Origin of the sequence: Humibacter sp. (genome assembly GCF_051954055.1) — a bacterium.
Lineage (GTDB): Bacteria > Actinomycetota > Actinomycetes > Actinomycetales > Microbacteriaceae > Humibacter.
This window is the reverse complement of the sequence record NZ_JBQCIE010000143.1, coordinates 1-19,920: the sequence shown is the minus strand read 5'-3', so window position 1 is coordinate 19,920 and position 19,920 is coordinate 1. Positions and strand designations below refer to the sequence as shown.

The 19,920-nt window shown below is 66.0% G+C and carries 19 protein-coding genes; 9 read left to right on the top strand and 10 right to left on the bottom strand.

All coding sequences use genetic code 11. The features are described 5' to 3' along the window. Positions 1-165: 165 nt before the first annotated feature. From recF to dnaA, 4 genes are all read right to left on the bottom strand, one after another. On the bottom strand, positions 166-1,374 hold the full coding sequence (recF, locus tag ACTHNC_RS18600) for a DNA replication/repair protein RecF (RefSeq protein WP_440296122.1): 1,209 nt from the start codon (positions 1,372-1,374) through the stop codon (positions 166-168). 19 nt (positions 1,375-1,393) lie between these two features. Next, positions 1,394-2,281, bottom strand: a complete 888-nt coding sequence (gene gnd / locus ACTHNC_RS18595) for a phosphogluconate dehydrogenase (NAD(+)-dependent, decarboxylating) (RefSeq protein WP_440296121.1) — start codon at positions 2,279-2,281, stop codon at positions 1,394-1,396. Between the two features lie 43 nt (positions 2,282-2,324). After that, on the bottom strand, positions 2,325-3,470 hold the full coding sequence (gene dnaN / locus ACTHNC_RS18590; protein WP_440296120.1) for a DNA polymerase III subunit beta: 1,146 nt from the start codon (positions 3,468-3,470) through the stop codon (positions 2,325-2,327). Between the two features lie 384 nt (positions 3,471-3,854). Then, positions 3,855-5,279 carry a chromosomal replication initiator protein DnaA gene (gene dnaA / locus ACTHNC_RS18585; protein WP_440296119.1) on the bottom strand — a complete coding sequence of 475 codons (1,425 nt, stop codon included), beginning with the start codon at positions 5,277-5,279 and terminating at the stop codon, positions 3,855-3,857. Positions 5,280-5,749: 470 nt separating this feature from the next. Between dnaA and rpmH the strand changes: the two genes are divergently transcribed. The 9 genes from rpmH to ACTHNC_RS18540 all read left to right on the top strand — a co-directional run bounded on the left by rpmH (position 5,750) and on the right by ACTHNC_RS18540 (position 11,677). Beyond that, the gene (gene rpmH, locus ACTHNC_RS18580; RefSeq protein ID WP_026940492.1) at positions 5,750-5,887 is read left to right on the top strand and encodes a 50S ribosomal protein L34; all 138 of its coding nucleotides are present in this window, start codon (positions 5,750-5,752) and stop codon (positions 5,885-5,887) included. A 30-nt stretch (positions 5,888-5,917) separates the two neighbouring features. Next, positions 5,918-6,277: a ribonuclease P protein component gene (gene rnpA, locus ACTHNC_RS18575; protein ID WP_440296118.1), complete on the top strand. Its 360-nt coding sequence runs from the start codon at positions 5,918-5,920 to the stop codon at positions 6,275-6,277. After that, a complete protein-coding gene (yidD, locus tag ACTHNC_RS18570; RefSeq protein WP_440296117.1) occupies positions 6,277-6,576 on the top strand; it encodes a membrane protein insertion efficiency factor YidD in 300 nt (99 codons plus the stop codon). Before rnpA ends, yidD begins: the two co-directional genes overlap by 1 nt. A gap of 8 nt (positions 6,577-6,584) precedes the next feature. Then, positions 6,585-7,568 carry a membrane protein insertase YidC gene (gene yidC, locus ACTHNC_RS18565; protein ID WP_440296116.1) on the top strand — a complete coding sequence of 328 codons (984 nt, stop codon included), beginning with the start codon at positions 6,585-6,587 and terminating at the stop codon, positions 7,566-7,568. A 5-nt stretch (positions 7,569-7,573) separates the two neighbouring features. Continuing rightward, entirely contained in the window at positions 7,574-8,152 is a 579-nt protein-coding gene (locus ACTHNC_RS18560) for a Jag family protein (RefSeq protein ID WP_440296115.1), read from the top strand. A gap of 43 nt (positions 8,153-8,195) precedes the next feature. Further along, positions 8,196-8,828, top strand: coding sequence for a 16S rRNA (guanine(527)-N(7))-methyltransferase RsmG (gene rsmG / locus ACTHNC_RS18555; protein ID WP_440296114.1), 633 nt, complete (start codon positions 8,196-8,198; stop codon positions 8,826-8,828). 136 nt (positions 8,829-8,964) lie between these two features. Continuing rightward, positions 8,965-9,834 (top strand): ParA family protein, encoded by an 870-nt coding sequence (locus ACTHNC_RS18550; RefSeq protein WP_440296113.1) that lies wholly within the window; start codon positions 8,965-8,967, stop codon positions 9,832-9,834. 88 nt (positions 9,835-9,922) lie between these two features. Beyond that, entirely contained in the window at positions 9,923-10,876 is a 954-nt protein-coding gene (locus tag ACTHNC_RS18545) for a ParB/RepB/Spo0J family partition protein (RefSeq protein WP_440296112.1), read from the top strand. A gap of 144 nt (positions 10,877-11,020) precedes the next feature. Further along, the gene (locus tag ACTHNC_RS18540) at positions 11,021-11,677 is read left to right on the top strand and encodes a pyridoxine/pyridoxamine 5'-phosphate oxidase (protein ID WP_440296111.1); all 657 of its coding nucleotides are present in this window, start codon (positions 11,021-11,023) and stop codon (positions 11,675-11,677) included. 185 nt (positions 11,678-11,862) lie between these two features. On the opposite strand, the gene ACTHNC_RS18535 is transcribed toward ACTHNC_RS18540, so the two are convergent. The 6 genes from ACTHNC_RS18535 to ACTHNC_RS18510 all read right to left on the bottom strand — a co-directional run bounded on the left by ACTHNC_RS18535 (position 11,863) and on the right by ACTHNC_RS18510 (position 19,559). Then, a complete protein-coding gene (locus ACTHNC_RS18535; protein ID WP_440296110.1) occupies positions 11,863-12,834 on the bottom strand; it encodes a D-alanine--D-alanine ligase family protein in 972 nt (323 codons plus the stop codon). Positions 12,835-12,857: 23 nt separating this feature from the next. Then, positions 12,858-14,177: a PLP-dependent aminotransferase family protein gene (locus ACTHNC_RS18530; protein ID WP_440296109.1), complete on the bottom strand. Its 1,320-nt coding sequence runs from the start codon at positions 14,175-14,177 to the stop codon at positions 12,858-12,860. Positions 14,178-14,310: 133 nt separating this feature from the next. Next, positions 14,311-14,637: a thioredoxin gene (gene trxA, locus ACTHNC_RS18525; protein ID WP_440296108.1), complete on the bottom strand. Its 327-nt coding sequence runs from the start codon at positions 14,635-14,637 to the stop codon at positions 14,311-14,313. Between the two features lie 73 nt (positions 14,638-14,710). Next, positions 14,711-15,667, bottom strand: coding sequence for a thioredoxin-disulfide reductase (gene trxB / locus ACTHNC_RS18520; RefSeq protein WP_440296107.1), 957 nt, complete (start codon positions 15,665-15,667; stop codon positions 14,711-14,713). Positions 15,668-15,751: 84 nt separating this feature from the next. Beyond that, positions 15,752-17,362, bottom strand: a complete 1,611-nt coding sequence (gene murJ, locus ACTHNC_RS18515; RefSeq protein WP_440296106.1) for a murein biosynthesis integral membrane protein MurJ — start codon at positions 17,360-17,362, stop codon at positions 15,752-15,754. After that, entirely contained in the window at positions 17,355-19,559 is a 2,205-nt protein-coding gene (locus tag ACTHNC_RS18510; RefSeq protein WP_440296105.1) for a DUF6049 family protein, read from the bottom strand. Before ACTHNC_RS18510 ends, murJ begins: the two co-directional genes overlap by 8 nt. Positions 19,560-19,920: the final 361 nt, after the last annotated feature.

Sequence of the window (19,920 nt, the reverse complement as noted above, 5' to 3'; positions counted from 1 at the left end):
TGAGGGAATCGATCACACCACCGAGTCCACGAGGTTCCCTACCCGGCTCGAACGGCTGACTTCCCGATCGTTCCGTGCGCGTCGTCCGCGCGCTCCGCCGCTGACCGCGCGCGGGATCCGCACCGAACAGCTCCTTCAGGTGGCGGTAGAAGTCGGATGCCTCGCTCATCCCAGCGATTCCTCCGCCGGCGCATCCTCGGTGTCGTCCTTCCCGGGCTCGATGACGCGGCCGGCCTCGATGTGCACGGTGTGGGCGCGCAGCGCATCGGGCACGTCGTCGAGCACCGCCGAGGTGACGAGAACCTGCTCGAAGTCATGCACGGCTGCCGCCAGCCGCGCCCTCCGCTTCTGGTCCAGCTCCGCGAACACGTCGTCGAGAATCAGCACGGGGTCACCGGTGGTCGAGTGCTCGCGCAGCAGCTGTGCGGATGCCAGCCGCAGCGAAAGCGCGAACGACCACGACTCGCCGTGGCTCGCGTAACCCTTCGCCGGCAAGCCGTTGAGCTGGAACGACACGTCGTCGCGGTGCGGGCCGACCAGCGTGACGCCGCGCTCGAGCTCGCGTGACCGAAGTCGTGCGACCGCTGCCGCGAACCGCTCGCGGGTGGATCCAGCCTCCGCCGTTCCGTCGCGCTCCGTTCGCGGCGCCGAATCGTCGTCATCGTCTGGGGTTGCGCCATCCACCGAGAGCAGCGGGACAAGCCGTGGGTCGTGGTCGTCGCCCGCGACCGAGCGGTAGGCGTCTCGCACCGGCTCGCGCAGCTCGTCGATCAGTCTGGAACGCTCGTCGATGATTTCCGAACCGAGGGTCACGAGCCGTTCGTCCCAGACATCCAGAGTCGACAACGCTGATCCGCGCACACCGGATGCCCGCGCCGACTTCAGAAGCGTGTTGCGTTGTTTCAGCACCCGGTCGTAATCGGCGAGAACGCCGGCCAGCCGCGGGGTGCGCTGAACCAGCACGGTATCGAGCATGCGGCGCCGCACGGAGGGTTCGCCCCTGACGAGCGCCAGATCTTCCGGGGCGAAGAGCACCGTTGAGAGGTAACGGACCAACTCGCGAGGCCTCGTCGAGGTGCGGTTCACCATCGCCTTGTTCGCCGACGATCGGTTCAGCTGCAGCTCCAGGAGCACGGCGCGGCCGTCATGCTCGAGGCGCACCCGGATGACAGCGGCCGAGGCATCCTGCCGGATCATCGCGGTGTCGATCGGCGTGCGGTGCGAGCCGCCGGTGGAGAGGAAGACGAGGGATTCGACGAGGTTCGTCTTGCCCTGACCGTTGCTGCCCACGAACAGGTTCGGCCCGGGCGCGAGCTGCACCTCGGCGGTCTCGTAGTTGCGGAACTCGGTGAGCGACAGGTGCGTCACACGCATCGGCCACCGCCTGTTCGGGTCAGTCGACGGCCTTCACGGCGTGACCGCCGAACTGGTTGCGCAGTGCGGCGACCGCCTTCATCGCAGGCGAGTCCTCCTGGCGCGAGACGAATCTGGCGAAGATCGACGCACTGATCGTGGGCATCGGGACCGCATTGTTCAGCGCTTCTTCGACCGTCCAACGTCCTTCACCCGAGTCATTCACGTAGCCCTCGATGTGCTCGAACTCCGGATCCTGCTCGAGCGCGCGCACCAGAAGGTCGAGCAGCCACGAGCGAACGACGGTTCCGCGCTGCCACGCCTTGAACGTGCCGGTGACATCCTTGATGATGTCTTTCCGCGTGTCGAGCAGTTCATACCCCTCGGCGTATGCCTGCATGAGCGCGTACTCGATGCCGTTGTGCACCATCTTCGCGTAGTGGCCGGCACCGACCTCACCGACGTGCACGAACCCCTCGTCGCGCGGACCATCCGGACGAAGCGCGTCGAACACGGGCATGACGCGCTGCACCTGCGCGTCGCTTCCGCCGACCATCAGGCCATAACCGTTGTCGAGGCCCCACACGCCGCCGGAGACACCGGCGTCGACGAAGTCGACACCCGTCTTCGACAGCAGAGCCGCGTGCTTGAAGTCTTCGGTGAACTTGGAATTGCCGCCGTCGATCACGAGGTCACCCGCTTCGAGCAGTCCGGCCAGGTCGTTCACGACGCTGTCCGTCACCGCTCCGGCCGGCACCATGACCCACACCGTTCTGGGCGCCGGAAGCGCGGCGACGAGATCGGCGAGGGTGGCGACGTCCGAGACATCCGGATTCGTGTCGTACCCCGTGACCTCGATGCCCTTGCGCTCGAGCCGGGCACGCATGTTGTTGCCCATCTTGCCGAGACCGATGAGACCGATGTGCATGAGTAGCCCTTCGTCGTGTGAGTCGAACCTCTGACCGTGAGGGTCAGCGCAACAGCAGGTTCGGCTGCAACAGATACCGGTAGCTGTCGCTTCCCGCCTGCTCCTTGCTGGTCTGGCTCGTGATGAGCACGGGACCCGGCTTGTTCGGATTGTCCGTCTTCGTGAACGAGATGCGCACGAACTCCGAGTGCACCGCGCCGAGACCGTCGAGCAGGAATTGGGGCTTCAGCGACACCACGGTGTCGTCACCGGTGAGGAGAGCGTCGATGCTCTCGGATGCCTGGGCCTGCTCCGATCCGATCGCCTCGAGCGTCAGCCCGTCCGTGTTGAACGTGAACCGTAGTGCTGCCTCCCGCTCGAGGACGAGAGAGACGCGACGGGTCGCCTCGATCAGGTCTGCGGTGTTGATCACGGCGTAATTGTCGACGCTCTCCGGGAAGAGACGCTTCACCGGAGGGAAGTTGCCCTTGATGAGAAGGGAGGTCACGGTCTTCTTCTCGGCAGTGAAGGCGATGAGCTCACGATCGTCTTTGGCCACGAGAGTCACGTTGATGTTCCCGTTGTGGCCGAACGTCTTGCCGATCTCTTGCAGCGTGCGCGCGGGCACGAGCGCAGTGGAGGGCTTGGACTGGCCGATCGATCCGTCCCAGTCGATCTCCCGCACGGCGACGCGGTAGCGGTCGGTGGCAACGAGGCTCAAGCGGTTCTCGGCGATCTCGAGCTGCACCCCGGTGATCACCGGAGTGACGTCGTCGCGGGATGCCGCCACCGCGACCTGCGCGACAGCCTCGGAGAATTCGTCGGCCGGCACGACCCCCGACTCGCCTGAGATCTGCGGCAGCGTGGGATATTCCTCGACCGGCATGGACAGCAGCGTGAAGCTCGCGGTTCCGCAGCTCACGATGATGCGGTTCTCTTCGGTGGCGAATGTGACGGGTGCATTCGGAAGCTTCGAAGCGATCTCTGCGAGCAGTCGTCCGGAGACCAGAACCGTGCCGGGCTCCTCGACGGCGGCGGAGATCTCGGTGTGTGCGGAGACCTCGTAGTCGAACGCAGAGAGCGAGATGCCGTCGTCCGTGGTGCTGATCAGGATGCCGCTGAGAATCGGCAGCGTCGTGCGCTGGGGCAGAAGTTTGACGGTGAACGAGACCGCTTCGCTCAGCACATCGCGGTTGGCTTGAAACCTCAACGTCGTCTCCCCTGTCGTCCGATGGGCGCGTGCCGCTCCATGCTACTGCGAGGCAGGTGAGCAGTGCCGAGACCATGTGGCTTCGAGGGGTGACCGATCGAGCGGGTCCTTGAGGTTGTCGTCCGGCTGCTTAAAGAAGTTGTTCTTTTAATCGGCTTAACCGCTGTGGAAACTGTGGATAACTCGGTGGATCGCAGGCGGCCAGCGGGAACTACATCGGTGTGAGTTGTCCACGGATTGTTGAGGAGGGCATCCGCAGCCGCGTAGGGGGACGCCTTTGAACGACAAGGATTTCACAAGCCCCGGGCATCCGCTCACACCGCCGAGGCTGTTATTCGTTAACTATCCCCAGGGTTATCCACAGTGTGAATATTCGGTTGACGGTTACCGATGGTTCTGCTTGATGCGAGCGGTCAGCTCGGTGACCTGGTTGTAGATCGAGCGACGCTCCTTCATGAGCTCGCTGATCTTCTTGTTCGCGTACATCACCGTCGTGTGGTCACGGTTGCCGAACAGCTGGCCGATCTTGGGCAGCGACAGGTTGGTGAGCTCCCGGCACAGATACATCGCGATCTGCCTGGCCGTGGCGATGGCCTGCGACCGCGACGAACCGTAGAGGTCGTCGACGCTGAGCTTGAAGTAGTCGGCGGTCGCCGTGATGATGTCGGCCGGCGCGACCACGTTGTCGTCGTCGAGCGTGATCAGGTCTTTCAACACGGTCTGCACGAGGTTCATGTCGACCGGTGTCTTGTTGAGGCTGGCGAACGCGGTGACCCGGATGAGCGTGCCCTCGAGCTCGCGGATGTTGCTCGACACCTTGGTCGCCATGAACTCGAGGATGTCGTCGGGCACGAGGATGCGCTCGCTCTGCGCCTTCTTGCGCAGGATCGCGATGCGGGTCTCCAGGTCCGGTGCCTGCACATCCGTGATCAAGCCCCACTCGAAGCGGGTGAGCATCCGGTCTTCGAAGCCGGTGAGGTGCTTCGGCGGCAGGTCGCTGGTGATGACCACCTGCTTGTTGTGGTCGTGCAGCGTGTTGAAGGTGTGGAAGAACGCCTCCTGGGTCTCGACCGCTCGCTGCAGGAACTGGATGTCGTCGATGAGCAGGATGTCAATGTTTCGGTAGCGCGCCTGGAAGGAGGAGCCGCGGTTGTTGGCGATCGAGTTGATGAAGTCGTTCGTGAACTCTTCGGAGCTCACGTAGCGCACCCGGATGCCCGGGTACAGGCTCATCGCGTAGTGGCCGATCGCGTGCAGCAGGTGCGTCTTGCCGAGGCCGGAGTCGCCGTAGATGAAGAGCGGGTTGTAGGCCTTGGCCGGAGCCTCGGCGACGGCGACGGCGGCCGCGTGCGCGAAGCGGTTGGACTGACCGATGACGAAGTTGTCGAAGCTGTACTTCGGGTTGAGCCGGGAGTCCGGATTGCGCGGCGCCGCACTGATGTCGGTGACCGGCGCGGACGGCTGGCTGACCGTGGTGGGTGTGTCGATGTAGCTGGACTCGAGCCGCTCGGGCTCCAGCTGAGGGGAGTCGTGCGTGATGTTCGGGTTCACGACGATCGCGAAGTTGGACACGGCGAGCGTGTCGTCGAGCCGGCCGATCGAGTTGAGCAGGGGAACCCGGCAGCGCTGCTCGATCATCCCACGGGTGAACTCGTTGGGCACTTCCAGGTAGAAGGTGCCGGCCATGATGCCCTTGGGCTCGACGAGGCTGAGGAATCCATACAGCTGCGGGGTGACCCGGTCGTCGGCTTCCAGCGTCGACAACACAGATCGCCATGCATTCGTCAATGATGGATCGCCGTCAGCCATAGTTCCCCTAGATCACTCCCACGAACCACCGGCAACGGCGAGTCCGATCCACCCCGTTGTGAACCAGTTCGGCCGAAGCAGCAGGTCCGGCCGCTCTTATCCACATCGTTATCCCCAATGCCGTAATGGCATTCTGCGTGCCCGTCCGTGGCTTCGACAGCGGTCGATTCACAACCTGGGGATAACTTCGCATGTCACGCTAACGAATCGGGCCCGCACGCTCAAATCATCGTGCGAGCCGGATGTGCGCCGTTCCCGGCGTGCCTCTCCAGGCTTAGTCCTGTCGGTATGGATAATCAACGGTTCACCGGCGTCCGGTTTGACCTTGCGGATGCCACCCCGTACCGTTAATGGGTTGCCCGCACGCTGCAGCGAGCGGCACAGCTTCCTTCCTTCCGGCGCCGCGAGACGTGTCTCTGCAGGCCTGCCTCACGAAGAGAACTGAAAACATCGATCGAGAGACCTGTCTGATGAGCAAGAGAACGTTCCAGCCGAACAACCGCCGCCGCGCCAAGGTGCACGGTTTCCGTCTGCGCATGCGTACGCGTGCCGGCCGCGCGATCCTCGCGAACCGCCGCCGCAAGGGCCGTACCGAGCTCTCCGCGTAGTCACTCCGTTCGCGTAGTCAACTCAGTGCGGTGCTCGCCAAGGCGAATCGGATCCGCAGCGGTGCCGACTATCGTCTGACCGTCCGCAAGGGAGCGCGTGTGCACGCGCCGAACACGATCACCTACGTGCGCACGGCACCCGGTACCGGCGCGGAACCGGGGCCTGCCCGTTTCGGGTTCATCGTGAGCAAGGCGGTCGGCAGCGCTGTCGTTCGCAACACCGTGCGACGCAGGCTCAAGGCCGTGTGTCGTGAGCTGCTCCCGGAGGTCTCGCCCGGCCGCGAGATCGTGGTGCGGGCTCTGCCAGCCTCCGCGCAGGCATCCTGGATTACGCTGCAAAGTGAGATCCGCCGAGCCGTCGACAAAGTAGGCGCCCGATGCATGCCGTGATGACGACCGTTCTCCTTCTTCCGAGAAACGTCGCTGTGCTGCTTCTGCGCGCCTATCGAGCGGTGATCTCCCCGTTGTACGGCGATGTGTGCCGCTACTATCCGTCATGCTCGGCGTACGCGCTGGGCGCCATTCAGGAGCACGGCGTGATTGTCGGAACGGCTCTCGGGATCGTGCGCATCGCGCGGTGTCACCCGTGGGCCGCCGGCGGCGTCGACGATGTTCCCCGCAAGAAGACCCCCCGCTACTCCGTCACACCCTTCGGGTTCGTGGTGGCACGCGGCCACGCAAAAGGATGACCGAGTAAGTGGACTTCATCTATACGATCCTCTGGCCGATCGAGTGGCTCGTGCAGCTGCTCCTGATCGGCTGGCACATGCTGTGGACCGCGATCGGCCTTGATCCGAACGCTGGTCTGACGTGGGTGCTGTCCATCGTCGGCCTGACCGCCGTCATCCGAGCCGCGCTGATCCCGATCTTCGTCCGGCAGATCAAGAACCAGCGCCGCATGCTCGAGGTCGCGCCGCAGCTGAAGAAGATCCAGGACAAGTACAAGGGCAAGAAGGACCAGCTCTCTCGCGAGGCCATGTCGCGCGAGACCATGGAGCTCTACAAGCGCACGGGGACGAATCCGCTCAGCTCGTGCCTGCCGCTGCTGCTGCAGATGCCGGTGTTCTTCAGCCTGTTCCACGTGCTCAACGACGCGCAGGGTGGACACGACAGCGTCGGCCTGTTGAGCGGAGCGAACCTGCTCAAGTCGTTCCAGGACGCGAACTTCCTCGGTGCGCCGCTGAACGCGTCATTCGGTTCCCAATGGAGCCTCATGGTCGCCGGCAAGGACTACAGCCTGTCGGTGATGCTGATCGCAGCGTCCATGGTCATCCTCATGGTGGCGTCGCAGTTCATCACGCAGTTGCAGATCGTCTCGAAGAACATGTCGCCGGAGACGAAGGCCAGCCCCCAGTTCCGGCAGCAGCGCATCCTGCTCTACCTGCTCCCCTTCGTCTTCCTGTTCTCCGGTGTCGCGTTCCCGCTGGGCGTGATGTTCTACTGGCTCACCTCGAACATCTGGACCATGGGTCAGCAGTGGTTGGTTATCCGGAACATGCCGACGCCCGGCAGTGAGGCCGAGAAGGCGCGTGAGGCGAGGCTTGCTCGCAGGGGCAAGCTGAAGACGCCGGAGGGTGCTCCGGTACTCATCGTCGACGAGGTCCCGGCGAAGCCGGTGACCACGCAGCGACAGCAGCCGATGAGCAAGGCCCGAGCCAAGAAGGCCGGGGGAAAGAAATAGTGAGCATGACAGACGAGACGTCCGTTCACGGCGACGAGACATCGACGATCGAGGATGCGGGTCAGCAGGCACTGGGTGGCGAGGATGCCGCCGGCACGTCGACTCGCAGCACAACGACCGAGGACGATCAGAGCCTCGACGCGCAAGGCGACGCTGCTGCTGACTACATCGAGGCGCTTCTGGACATCTGCGATCTCGACGGCGACATCGACATCGATGTGCAGAATGATCGCCCGTACGTCTCAGTCTCCGCGGAGGATCCCGAGGCCCTTCGCCTGCTGAGTCGCGCCGAGACGGTCAGCGCTCTTCAGGAGTTGGCTCGTCTCGCGGTGCAGTCGAAGACAGGTGCGTTCTCGCGTCTGATCCTTGACATCGGCGGATCCCGCGACGCGCGCAAGCAGGAGCTCGCCGTTCTCGTCGACCGGGCGATCGATCGCCTGGAGCAGGGCGCAGCGCAGGCGGCTCTGCCTCCGATGTCGTCGTACGAGCGCAAGATCGTGCACGACGTGGTCGCTGACCGTGGCTTCTCGTCGCACTCGGTGGGCGAGGCATCCGAGCGCCACACCGTCATTACGCGCGCGTAGGCAGCGCGGTTGGACCACGCCGTTCTGATGTTTCACGTGAAACATGACGACTGACGTCGAGCCCGAGCCGGCGTCCGCGGCCGGGCTGTTCGGTGATCGGATCGAGCTTGCTCGCGCGTTCACGGATGCCCTTGCTCGCGAGGGTGAGGAACGCGGGCTGATCGGCCCTCTCGAGCCGCCACGGCTGTGGACTCGCCACGTGCTGAACTGCGCTGTCGTTGCTCCGCTGCTGCGGTCAGGCGGATCGGTGGGCGATGTGGGCAGTGGCGCCGGACTCCCGGGCATCGTCCTCGCCATCGCGCGACCCGATGTGCAGCTCGTTCTCATCGAGCCGATGGAACGTCGGATCGCCTGGCTGAGCGAACAGAAGGATGCGCTGGGGTTAGCGAATGTCTCCGTCGTGCGCGCCAGGGCGGAGGATGTGCGGCTGGAGTCGTCACTGGACCACGTGACGGCTCGAGCGGTGAGCGCCTTTCGCAAGCTGATCCCATTGACCGCTCCCCTGGTCCGCGACGGTGGCGAGCTCGTACTCATGAAAGGCGCGAACGCCGAGGCGGAGGTGTCCGCGGCGGCGAAGGAAGTGCGACGTTTCCACATCCACGACGTGAGAGTGGAGATTCTCGGGTCCGGGGTCGTCGACGAAGTCACCAGGGTCATCCGGGCTACAGTGAGATAGCTCTGAGACGCACCGTGATCGCACGTCGTTGGGATCGCCGCCTCACTGCACGATCCACGGTGCTCGTCTGAAGTCAGCGGAGTTTCACGTGAAACATCCGAAAAGAAGAATCACGGAGGTACCTGCGCCCGTGGATATGTCGACTCCCCTTGCGAGCGAGGTCGCCGACCTGAGCCGCCGACGCCAAGCCATCGAGGAGACGACGATCCCGCTGCCCTCGCGCACCAGGATCTTCACGATCTCGAATCAGAAGGGCGGGGTCGGCAAGACCACCACCGTGGTGAACCTCGCTGCCGCTCTCGCCCGATCGGGCGCGCGTGTGCTGGTGATCGACCTCGATCCGCAGGGCAACGCATCCACCGCGCTCGGTGTCGAGCACCGTGAGGGCACGCCCAGCGTGTACGACGTGATCGTCAACGACACCGACATGGCCGACGTCGTGCAGACCTCTCCGGACCAGACGGACCTCTTCTGCGTTCCGGCGACGATCGACCTGGCGGGGGCGGAGATCGAGCTCGTCTCGATGGTCGCGAGGGAGCAGCGCCTTTCGCGGGCGCTCCACACGTTCCTCGACGAGATCCCCGAGGGCATCGACTACGTGCTGATCGACTGCCCGCCGTCGCTCGGGCTGCTGACGATCAACGCCTTCGTGGCGGCAACCGAGGTGCTGATTCCGATCCAGTGCGAGTACTACGCGCTGGAGGGACTGAGCCAGCTGCTGAAGAACATCTCGCTGATCGAGAAGCATCTCAACCCGAAGCTCCAAGTGTCGACGATCCTGCTCACCATGTTCGACTCGCGCACCAACCTCGCCCATCAGGTCGCCGACGAGGTGCGGGATCACTTTCCGAAGCAGGTGCTCGAGGCGGTCATCCCACGCTCGGTCCGCATCTCGGAGGCCCCCAGCTACGGACAGAGCGTGATCAGCTACGATTCCGGGTCGCCCGGCGCGCTCTCCTATCTCGAGGCGGCGGCGGAGATCGCCAAGCGCGGGGCGCCGCGCTGACGAGCGCGCAGATCACCGCTCCGACGCAACCAGCACCACAGGACACGACAGAGGCCGCGAAGCGGCAGGCAAGAGGAAGCACAGCACGATGGCAGCGAAGCGCACGGGTTTGGGCCGCGGAATCGGCGCGCTGATCCCCACCGCAGACACGGACACGAAACGACCGGTCGACGTGTTCTTCCGCGATCGCGGACCGTCCGGCGAGGGTGAGGACTCGGCCGGCAGTCTGTTGGCCGTGCCGGGGGCCCGGCTGGCGAACCTCTCCCCCGACGACATCGTGCCCAACGCGCAGCAGCCTCGCACCGAGTTCGACCAGGAGGCGATGGACGAACTGGTCGCCAGCATCCGTGAAGTCGGCGTGCTCCAGCCGGTCGTGGTGCGGCCTTTGTCGGGTCTCCCTGGCAAGTACGAGCTCATCATGGGCGAGCGGCGTCTGCGTGCAACGAAGACGCTCGGGCTCGCGACCATTCCGGCCGTCGTCAAAGACACCGCGGACGAGGACATGCTGCGGGATGCCCTGCTGGAGAACCTGCACCGGTCGCAACTGAATCCGCTGGAAGAGGCGTCGGCGTACCAGCAGTTACTGGCCGACTTCGGCATCACTCAGGATGAGCTCGCGAGGCGGATCGGTCGTTCGCGTCCGCAGATCACGAACACGATCCGGCTCCTGAAGCTGCCGTCCCCTGTTCAGCAGCGGGTGGCGGCGGGCGTGCTGAGTGCTGGGCACGCGCGGGCGATCCTCGCCGCAGGCGACACGGATGCCATGCAGCGCATCGCGGACAAGATCGTCAACGAGGACCTCTCGGTGCGTGCCGCCGAGGCGCTCGTGAGCGCGACGCCCAAGCAGGTGAAGCCCCGACCGGCGGCCGGAAAGCGTCAATCGCACCTTGACGAGATCGCCGAGCGCCTCGGGGATCGGCTGAACACGCGGGTGAAGGTCGCCCTCGGTGCGCGGAAGGGGCAGATCACCATCGAGTTCGCCTCGGTGCAGGACCTGAACCGCATCCTCGGCGAGATCGGCGAGGGCCCGTACGCCGGCTGAACGGCGGGCGCGGGGCGGGCCGGGACCCCAACAACATGACAGTAAGCCCTTTCCCGCCGAGAACATGACGGATTGTCCTGTATTCGGCCGATGGTCCTGTTGAACGGCTCGGTTGTGCGGCCTGGAGGTGGCAGGATCGGGGCGGTGAGCACACTGCGCGACCGTCTTCGTTCCACGCCATCCGTCACTGGAAGGGCTCCCGACTGGGATCCAGCGGTGGCGCCGGGGAATCCGCGCGACCTCTTCGTCGAGTGGCTTCTGCACGCGATCGACTCGGGAGCTGTTGAGCCGCTGGCGGTCACCCTCTCGACGGCGGACGGGAACGGCGCTCCGGATGCCCGTGTCGTGATGCTGAAGGACGTGACGGAAGACTTCGGCCTGGAGATCGCCACCGGAGCAGAGTCTGCGAAGAGCAGCCAACTCGCGGGCGACCCGAGGTGCGCCATGACGTTCTATTGGCCGGAGGTCGCTCGCGCCGTGCGCGTTCGAGGCGAGGCGACGCGAGGATCTCGGGAAGAGGCAGCACAGGACTTTTTGGCGAGACATCCCGACGCTCGTGCACTAGCGCTCACCGAACGGCAGAGCGCTCCAATGGCCGATCCGGCGCAGCACGCGGAGTTGATCGCGGCTCAGCGCGCCCGGATCGAGGCAGATCCGAAGCTGGTGTCCCCCACCTGGACCTTATGGCGTGTCAATCCGTCGCAGGTCGAGTTCTGGCAGGGGGCCGCGACGCGCGATCACCTGAGGCTGCGATACACGTGCACTGCGGGTGCTTGGCAACGCGAACGGCTATGGCCCTGAAACGATACGACGTCAAGCCAACATGGAGAACCGCCCGCTTCGATGTTTCACGTGAAACATGGCAGTGAACAAGCGGGACGCGAAGTGATGCGGGAAGTTTCACGTGAAACCTTCGGCAGCTCTGAAGAGCGGCGACGAGAGGGACCTCGCATGTTTCACGTGAAACATCGCGCGCCGCGCGCGACTCAGTCGGCGAGAGCGCTCGCCTCGCGGATCGCCTGCTCGGCGAGTCCGACGTAAACGGCGCCCAGGTCGAAGCCGGCCGCCTCTATGGCGAGCGGGACGAGCGACGTCTCGGTGAGTCCGGGGAGCACATTCGCCTCGAGGAACCACGGGACGCCATCCGGGTCGACGATGAGGTCGACTCTGGACAGGTGCCGCAGGCCGAGCGCCTCGTGTGCGGTGATCGCGACCTCGGCCACCCGGTCGGCGGCGGCATCCGTCAACCGCGCCGGCGTGTAGAAGCTGGTCTCCCCCGCGTTGTAGCGCGCTTCGAAGCTGTAGACGCCGTTCCGCGGCACGATCTCCACCGCCGGAAGGGCGACCGGACCGGCCCCCGTGTCGAGCACGGTCACCGCCACCTCGATACCGACGACACGGCGCTCGATGAGCGCGACATCGTTATAGGTGTAGGCGTTCACGAGCGCGCGCGGTAGATCGGCCGTGTCATCCACATAGGTGACGCCCTGGGCGGATCCGCCTTCGGCGGGCTTGACCACGAGTGGCGCGGAGAGCGCATCGCCCAGCGCCGAGAGGACGCTCACGGCGCCGAGTTCGCGGAACGTCTCGGTCGGTAGTGTGACGGATGCCGGCGTCTGAACCCCGGCTCGCGCCACCAGTGTCTTGGCTACCGGCTTGAGCCACGCAAGGCGGGCCGCTTCGGCATCCGCGCCCACGAACGGGACGCCCGCGGTGGCGAGCAGCGCCCGAAGCGCCCCGTTCTCGCCGCTGGCGCCATGCAGGGCCGGCCAGACGACGTCCGGCTCGAGTGTGCGGATCGCCGAGAGCAGTTCGCCGTCGGGCTCACGCAAGGTGACGCGATGGCCGTGGGCGGAGAGACCGTCGGAGACCCGGCGCCCCGAGCGCAGGGAGACGTCGCGTTCGTGGGAGAGTCCGCCCGCGAGGACGAGCACGTTCAATCGTTCGAAGTCGGTCATGGGTGACCCTTCAGGCGGTTCGGCTAGCGGAGGTCGGAGGGCGGGAACGTGTCGGCGGCCGCGCGCTGGACGCGCAGCGATCCTGTTCCCGCGAAGGTGTCGAGCAGGTCGAGCTCGCCGTTGATCACGTTCGCCAGCCTGCGAATGCCGACCCGGATGGCCTCCGGAGTCGGGTAGCAGAACGACAGGCGGATGTTCCGGGCGCCATCTCCGTCTGCGTAGAACGCCGTGCCCGGCGTGTAGGCGACGAGTTCGGTGACCGCGCGAGGCAGCATGGCCTTCGAGTCCAGCGATTCAGGAAGCGTGAGCCAGACGTAGAAGCCGCCGTTCGGATTCGTCCAGCCGAGCTCGGGCAGATGCTCTTCGAGGGCGGAGATCATCGCCTGCTTGCGCTCCCGGTAGACGCCGCGGAAAGTGTCGATCTGGCCCCGCCAATCCGCCTCGCTGAGGTACTGCGAGATGACGAGCTGCGTGAACGAGCTGGGGCTGAGCACGGCGGCCTCGTTGGCGAGAATGAGCTTCTCCCGGATCGCGTGCGGCGCGAGCGCCCAGCCGACCCGGAAGCCAGGGGCCAGCGTCTTGGAGAACGTGCCGAGATAGACGACGCCGTCCTCGTCGATCGAGCGCATCGCGGCCGGCGGCTTCTGGTCGAAGTAGAGCAGGCCGTAGGGGTTGTCCTCCAGCACCAGGATGCCGTTCTCCCGGCAGATCTCGAGGATCTCCAGTCGCCGCTCCCAGGTGAGCGTCACGCCGGCGGGGTTGTGGAAGGTGGGGATCGTGTACAGGAACTTGATGCGGCGGCCGACGGCGCGAGCGTTCGCGATGTGCTGGCGCAGGGCATCCGGGATCAGTCCGTGCTCGTCGGAGGGAACGTGATCGACCTCCGCCTGATAGGACTTGAAGATCACGAGTGCGGTGACGTAGCTCGGGCCTTCGGCGAGCACCAGGTCGCCGGGGTCGAGGAAGAGCTTGGCGAACAGTTCGAGGCCGTGCTGGGAGCCGGTCGTGACGATCACGTCGTCCGCGCTCGCGCTGATGCCCTCGAGCGCCATGACCTCGGTGATCTGCTCGCGAAGGAGGGGCACGCCCTGGCCGGACCCGTACTGGAGCGCCACCGGACCCTGCTCGCGCATGACCCGTTCCATTGCGCCCACAACGAGGTCTTCCGGAAGAGCGGAGACGTACGGCATCCCACCGGCAAGCGAGACCACTTCGGGCCTTGAAGCGACGGCGAACAGAGCTCGAACCTCACTGGCGGCGAGACCGGCCGTGCGCTGTGCGTACGACGAGAACCAGGGGTCGAGATTGTTGCCCGCAGAGTGCGAGCCGCCGTTGTGAATCACGTGTCATTCCGTTCTGAGCGTGGGTTCCATGTTATGGGATGCCCGATGGAGGTCGTCTTCGGGCCGAGGCGTGGGCAAATGCAGAACGCCCGCCCGGCGAGTGCCGGGCGGGCGTTGAGATGCTCCGACCGACCTACTTGATGTAGGCGGCCAGGTCGGCTTCGAGGGCAGGCTTCGGCTTGGCGCCGATGACGGTCTTCACGACCTCGCCGCCCTGGTACACCTTCAGTGCCGGAATCGAAGTGATCTGGTACTTGAAAGCGGTCTGAGGGTTCTCGTCGACGTTGAGCTTGACGATCTCGAGCTTGTCGCCGTGCTCCGCCGCGATCTGGTCGAGGATCGGCGCGACCGCACGACATGGTCCGCACCACTCGGCCCAGAAGTCGACGAGCACGGTCTTGTCGGAATCGAGCACGTCCTGCTGGAACGTGGCATCCGTGACGGACTTGGCGCTGGACATTGTTCTCCTTCTATCGGTTCGTTTCCGCCGCGCGGAGCGGTGGAGTTCTTGTGTTCGGCTGGACGGCCTTACGTCAGTTCGCGAGGCTGAGCGCCTCGCGTTCGGTCTGGTCGAGTGCCGCCAGGTAGTGCTCGGCGTCGAGGGCGGCGACGGTTCCGCTGCCCGCGGCGGTGACGGCCTGACGGTAGGTCGGGTCGATCACGTCGCCCGCGGCGAAAACGCCGGGCAGGTTCGTCTTCGAGCTGCGACCGTCGACGGCGATGGTGCCGGCGGGGGTGAGGTCGAGCTGACCGTGCACCAGGTGCGTGCGCGGGTCGTTTCCGATGGCGACGAACAGCCCGTCGAGGGCGAGATCGCGCTCCTCCCCTGTGACGGTGTCGCGCAGGGTCACGCCCGTGACGGCGCTCTCGCCGTTGATCGACACGACCTCGCTGTTCCAGACGAACTCGATCTTGTCGTTCTCGAACGCGCGGTTCTGCATGATCTTGGATGCCCGCAACTGGTCGCGACGGTGGATCACGTACACCTTCGACGCGAACCGGGTCAGGAACGTGGCCTCTTCGATGGCGGAGTCGCCACCGCCGACCACCGCGATAGTCTTCTCGCGGAAGAAGAACCCGTCGCACGTGGCGCACCAGGAAAGGCCATGGCCGGACAGGTGCTCCTCCTCGGCGAGCCCGAGCTTGCGGTAGGCCGAACCGGTCGCGAAGATGACCGACCGGGCCTCGTGCGTCTCGCCGCTGCCGAGCCGCACCTTCTTCACCTCGCCGTCGAGTTCCAGCGAGACGACGTCGTCGTAGAGCACTTCGGCGCCGAACTTCTCGGCCTGAACCTGCAGCTTCGCCATCAGGTCGGGGCCCATGATGCCGTCGGGGAACCCGGGGAAGTTCTCCACCTCGGTGGTGTTCATCAGCTCGCCACCGGCCTCGACGGAACTGGCGATCACGAGCGGCTCGAGGTTGGCACGTGCCGCATAGATGGCCGCGGTGTAACCGGCTGGGCCGGAACCGATGATGATGATCTGCCGCACGTGTGCTCCTCGTCTTGCTGTGCTGTGCAACACAGTGTAGGCGGCCGGTATTCCAGCCAGCGGAGTGGGCGCCGGCCGACGCGGTCAGCCGAGCGAGCGCCCCGGCAGGCGGCGCCGCAGAAGGTTCCATGCATTCGTGAACTCCTCCGCACGAAGAAGGTGGAGCATCCCGGAATAGACGGCGAGCATGACGACACCGACGGCCGCGATCGACAGCACGGCGGGGATGATCCCCGCAACGGCGAACCCGCGGGTGTAGGCGCCGAGGAGGGCGAGCACGAGCGCGCCGATGACACCCGCGACCACGGCAGAGAGCAGGAATCGCCACAGGCCACGCAGGATACGCCGCCCGTCGACCCCTCGCATCCGCCTGCGCAGAAGCACGGCCGCGATGATCGCCTGGACCGTGCCGGCGAGCGAGACGGCGAACGCGATGGACATCGCGCGGACCTGCGGCGCCACGAGCAGGCAGAGCAGAACGCCGGCGATCACGATCACCACCTGGGCGAGCGTGAAGAGGAACGGTGTGCGCGTGTCACCGAGCGAGTAGAACGCGCGCTGGATGACGAACATGATGCAGAACGGCACAAGGCCGGCCGCGTAGCCGATGAGCACGTTGCCCATCGCCGCGTAATCACCCGTGAAGACGCGGGAGATCGGATAGGCCGCGACGATGATGGCAACAGAGAAAAAGCTGATCAGAGCGGCAATCGACCGAGTCGCGGTGGAGAAGTCGGTGCGGAACGAGGTGTCGTTCCCCTCGCGAGCGTGCTCGGCCATCCTGGTGTAGAACGCGGTCACGATCGAGACCGCGATGATCGAGTGCGGCAGCATGAAGATCAGCCAGGACTGCGTCATCGCAGCCACCGACGCGTAGTGACTCGTAGTGCCGACCGTGTTGGCGACGTTCGTCTCGATCACGCCCGCCAGCTGGGTGAGGACGAGCATCGCCAGGGTCCAGCCCGCGGCGCGACCGGCGGTTCCGAGCTCGACGCCGCGCCACCTGAAGTCGAACCGGAACTTCAGTCCCACCCGTCGCCAGAAGAAGAAGAGCACGAGCGCCTGCACGGCGATGCCGAGGGTCGCGCCTCCACCGAGAACGGCGATCATGCCGGAGGTCCAGTCCGCTGTGTGATGCCGCGGATGGTGCGCCTCGGCGCCGAACATGAGGATGAACACGATCAGCGTGGCGATGCTGACCACGTTGTTGAACACGGGGGCCCACGTGAACGGTCCGAACGACTTGCGGGCGTTGAGAACCTCGCCGAGCAACGTGTAGAGACCGAGGAAGAAGATCTGCGGCAGGGACCAGTAGGCGAACGCCGTCACCAGCCCGGCGTATGCGCCCCGGGCACCGAACACCTGCGCCAGGAACGGCGCGAGCAGCGTGGCGACGAGGGCCACGGCGGCGAAGATCAGGATGCCGAGGGTGACGAGCTTGTTGATGTAGCCCTTGCCGCCGTCGGCGTGAACGGATGCCCGTACGATCTGCGGCACCAGGACGGCACTGAGGATGCCCTGGGCGATGATCGCGTAGATGCTGTTCGGCACCTGCGTGGCCGTGCCGTACGCGTTCGCACCGATCGCGAGCACCCCGATCGCCTGGATCAGCACCCAGGAGCGCACGAATCCGAGCACGCGGGAGACCATCGTGCCCGAAGCGAGCATCGCGCTCGCGCGGCCTACGCTAGCCATGCGGATTCCCGTCGTCAACGGCCGGCGCGGCATCCGCGCCTGCCCGTGCCTTGCGCCGCTCGGTCACGCGGCGCACGATGCTTCGCGTCAGGCCGAAGCCGAAGAACAACACGACCGCGATGCCGAGGATGAGCGCGCCGAGGCCCTCCCAGTCCGCGTGCACGTCGATCGCCGCCGTCTGCGGTGCTCCGATCGGCAGGCCGGTCGGGCTGTACAGCTGCAGGCCGAGCTTGACGCTGCCGTTGCCGAGCTTGGCCTTCACCGGCACGAGCACCTTGGCGCTGGCATCCGTCGGGATGGTCTTCGCGGTGTCCGAGTCGACCTCGAGCCGGTTGTTGGACGGCGTCGCACGCAGCACGATGTTGACCGCGGGTTTCACGCCGTTTGGAAGGACGAGACCGTTGGTCACCGTGACCGGGATGAGGCTCTGCGCGCTTGCGACGGTGATCTTTCCGGTGGGGTCGATCTTGACCGAGTTGACCGTGTCACTCGCCTGTTTGACGAAGCCGCCCACCGCGCCCGGCCAGTTGTTGTCGGGCTGACGCCATCCGACCGACAGCAGCGACAGCAGCTCGTTGCGGGTCTGTCCGGTGAGGGTCGTTGGATCAGCGAGAACGGTGGAGAAGGCATCCATGTTGCCTGCGGAGCTCGTCAGCTGGTTCACGGCGGCCGTTCTGGCCGGGTCCTGAGCGGCGTCGTTGAGCTTCAGGCCCTCTGAGACCGGCGCGGTGAGCGCGTCGCGCAGCGACGACGCCGTCACCCAAGGCAGCGTGAAGACCGCGGTCAGAGCCCGACTCGCCTCGCCCTCGTTCGCCGGCCAGTCGCGGTCGAGTCCGGCCAGGATGATCGTGCCGTTGGAACCCTGCTTGCTGATCTCGGCGAGCTGGGCGGTGACGGATGCCAGTGCGGCGTTCTCCTGATCCGTGCCAACGGCAGACACCACGTTGCGCAGCGCGGTGCTGACGCCCTGATCGGTGACGAGTGCCGTTCCGCCCTTCACGGGCAGCGGCGCGTTCGGCGTGACGGACAGCGAGGACTGGTTCGTGTTGGATCCGGAGACGATCGTGGACTTGTAGCCGTCGTTCGCCAGGGCATCCACGTCGCCGGCGCGAAGGCTGTCGTCCGCCGGCCAGGCGATGCCGCTGAAGGTGTACGGCCAGGAGAGCAGCTCGGCCGTGGTGGGCACGTTCGGCTGCTGCCCGGTTGACGTGGGAGTCGGCGTCACGAACGGGTTGTTGGACGTGGGCGTCGGTGTCGGCTGCGGCGTCTCGCCGACGGAGAGCTGGCCGGGGAAGTTGCTCGGAGACATCGCGTAGCCGAACGAGGTCGGGGTGAGCAGCGACGTGATTCCAGACTGCAGCTGCGTCGAGACATCCGCATCGCCGTATTGAAGCGGGAAGGAGTCGTTGGTCAGCGAAGTATCGAGCTCGTTGAGCCAGTTCTGCGCACTCTGCGGCGCCGAGGTGCCCAGCACACGGATCGACGCGATGATCATCGGGTCGATGCCGATGGCGATCGACGGATGATCGCGAGCGAGCTCGAGCTGCCGAGTGAGCAGCCCGTCGGGGGCGGTGTAGGTGGCGAGATCATCGGCGGCGATGAGCCCGGTCGAGGTCGGCGGCACCGTGATGGGCATGGCGACGGCGAGGCCGACCTGGTGCTGCACGCCGGTGCCCTCGTAGGTGAGGGTCGAGTATCCGGTTCCGACCGTCCCCGAGCCTGCCGCGACGGTAGCCGTAATGCCGTACACGGCGGTGTCGCCGCTGAGGCCGACCGCCTGCTCCGGGATCGTGACCGTGGCCACGCGCTGGCTCGTGCCGGCCGTGACCGCCTGGGTGGGTACCGTCTGGATCACCCTGGTCGTGGCGTCGTGGTCGGAGTCCGGCTTGAGCCACGCATCCAAACCCTGACGAGACCCGAGCGGCTTCTCCGTGATGGAGATGGTCGCGGTGCCCGGTCCGATGACATCGGACGAGGCGTTGTCGATGCCGATCGTGATCGTGACGGACTGCCCTGGCGACTCGGTTCCTGCGTTGCCGGCGTAGAGAGACACGGTTGGGATCTCGCCGCTTGCAGCGCGTGCCGACCGCGTGTGCGGCGGCTCGTGCGCGTGCGCGGATGCCGGGGCGAGCATCCCACCGGTCGCCACCAGGGCTGCGACCGCCGCGAGCAGAGCGCCTCTGCCGAGCCTCAGCACGCGACTTCGGGTTCGCCTGGGCCGACTGCTGCCGCCATGCCACCCGGCGGTGCCGCTGCTCAACTGCATGCGGCAGCGCAGGGGTGGACGGGAAGCATGCCCGCAATTGTACGGGGCCCCCGGTAGCGGAAACCGGGACCGGCCGGGCAGTCGCGGGGGCGGGCCGCGCGTGGCGCGCGCCGGCCGCCCGGATGGGCGGTTGAGGCGCGAGACCTTGTGGGGTGGGGTGTTGTGGACAACCAAAAAAGTTATCTCTCAAAATTCTCCATTCGGGGCGGCCTGCCCCCCCCCCGCGGGTGCCGGCCCCGCGACTGCCCGGCCGGTCCCGGTTTCCGCTACCGGGGGCCCCGTACAATTGCGG

Excerpts from the sequence above, each read along its gene's own strand:
- yidD (WP_440296117.1), top strand. The coding sequence starts at position 6,277 with ATGACGACCGTTCTCCTTCTTCCGAGAAACGTCGCTGTGCTGCTTCTG.
- ACTHNC_RS18535 (WP_440296110.1), bottom strand. The coding sequence starts at position 12,834 with ATGACCGACTTCGAACGATTGAACGTGCTCGTCCTCGCGGGCGGACTC.
- rsmG (WP_440296114.1), top strand. The coding sequence starts at position 8,196 with ATGACGACTGACGTCGAGCCCGAGCCGGCGTCCGCGGCCGGGCTGTTC.
- dnaA (WP_440296119.1), bottom strand. The coding sequence starts at position 5,279 with ATGGCTGACGGCGATCCATCATTGACGAATGCATGGCGATCTGTGTTG.
- ACTHNC_RS18560 (WP_440296115.1), top strand. The coding sequence starts at position 7,574 with ATGACAGACGAGACGTCCGTTCACGGCGACGAGACATCGACGATCGAG.
- trxA (WP_440296108.1), bottom strand. The coding sequence starts at position 14,637 with ATGTCCAGCGCCAAGTCCGTCACGGATGCCACGTTCCAGCAGGACGTG.
- rpmH (WP_026940492.1), top strand. The coding sequence starts at position 5,750 with ATGAGCAAGAGAACGTTCCAGCCGAACAACCGCCGCCGCGCCAAGGTG.
- murJ (WP_440296106.1), bottom strand. The coding sequence starts at position 17,362 with ATGGCTAGCGTAGGCCGCGCGAGCGCGATGCTCGCTTCGGGCACGATG.
- ACTHNC_RS18550 (WP_440296113.1), top strand. The coding sequence starts at position 8,965 with ATGTCGACTCCCCTTGCGAGCGAGGTCGCCGACCTGAGCCGCCGACGC.
- gnd (WP_440296121.1), bottom strand. The coding sequence starts at position 2,281 with ATGCACATCGGTCTCATCGGTCTCGGCAAGATGGGCAACAACATGCGT.
- recF (WP_440296122.1), bottom strand. The coding sequence starts at position 1,374 with ATGCGTGTGACGCACCTGTCGCTCACCGAGTTCCGCAACTACGAGACC.
- ACTHNC_RS18545 (WP_440296112.1), top strand. The coding sequence starts at position 9,923 with ATGGCAGCGAAGCGCACGGGTTTGGGCCGCGGAATCGGCGCGCTGATC.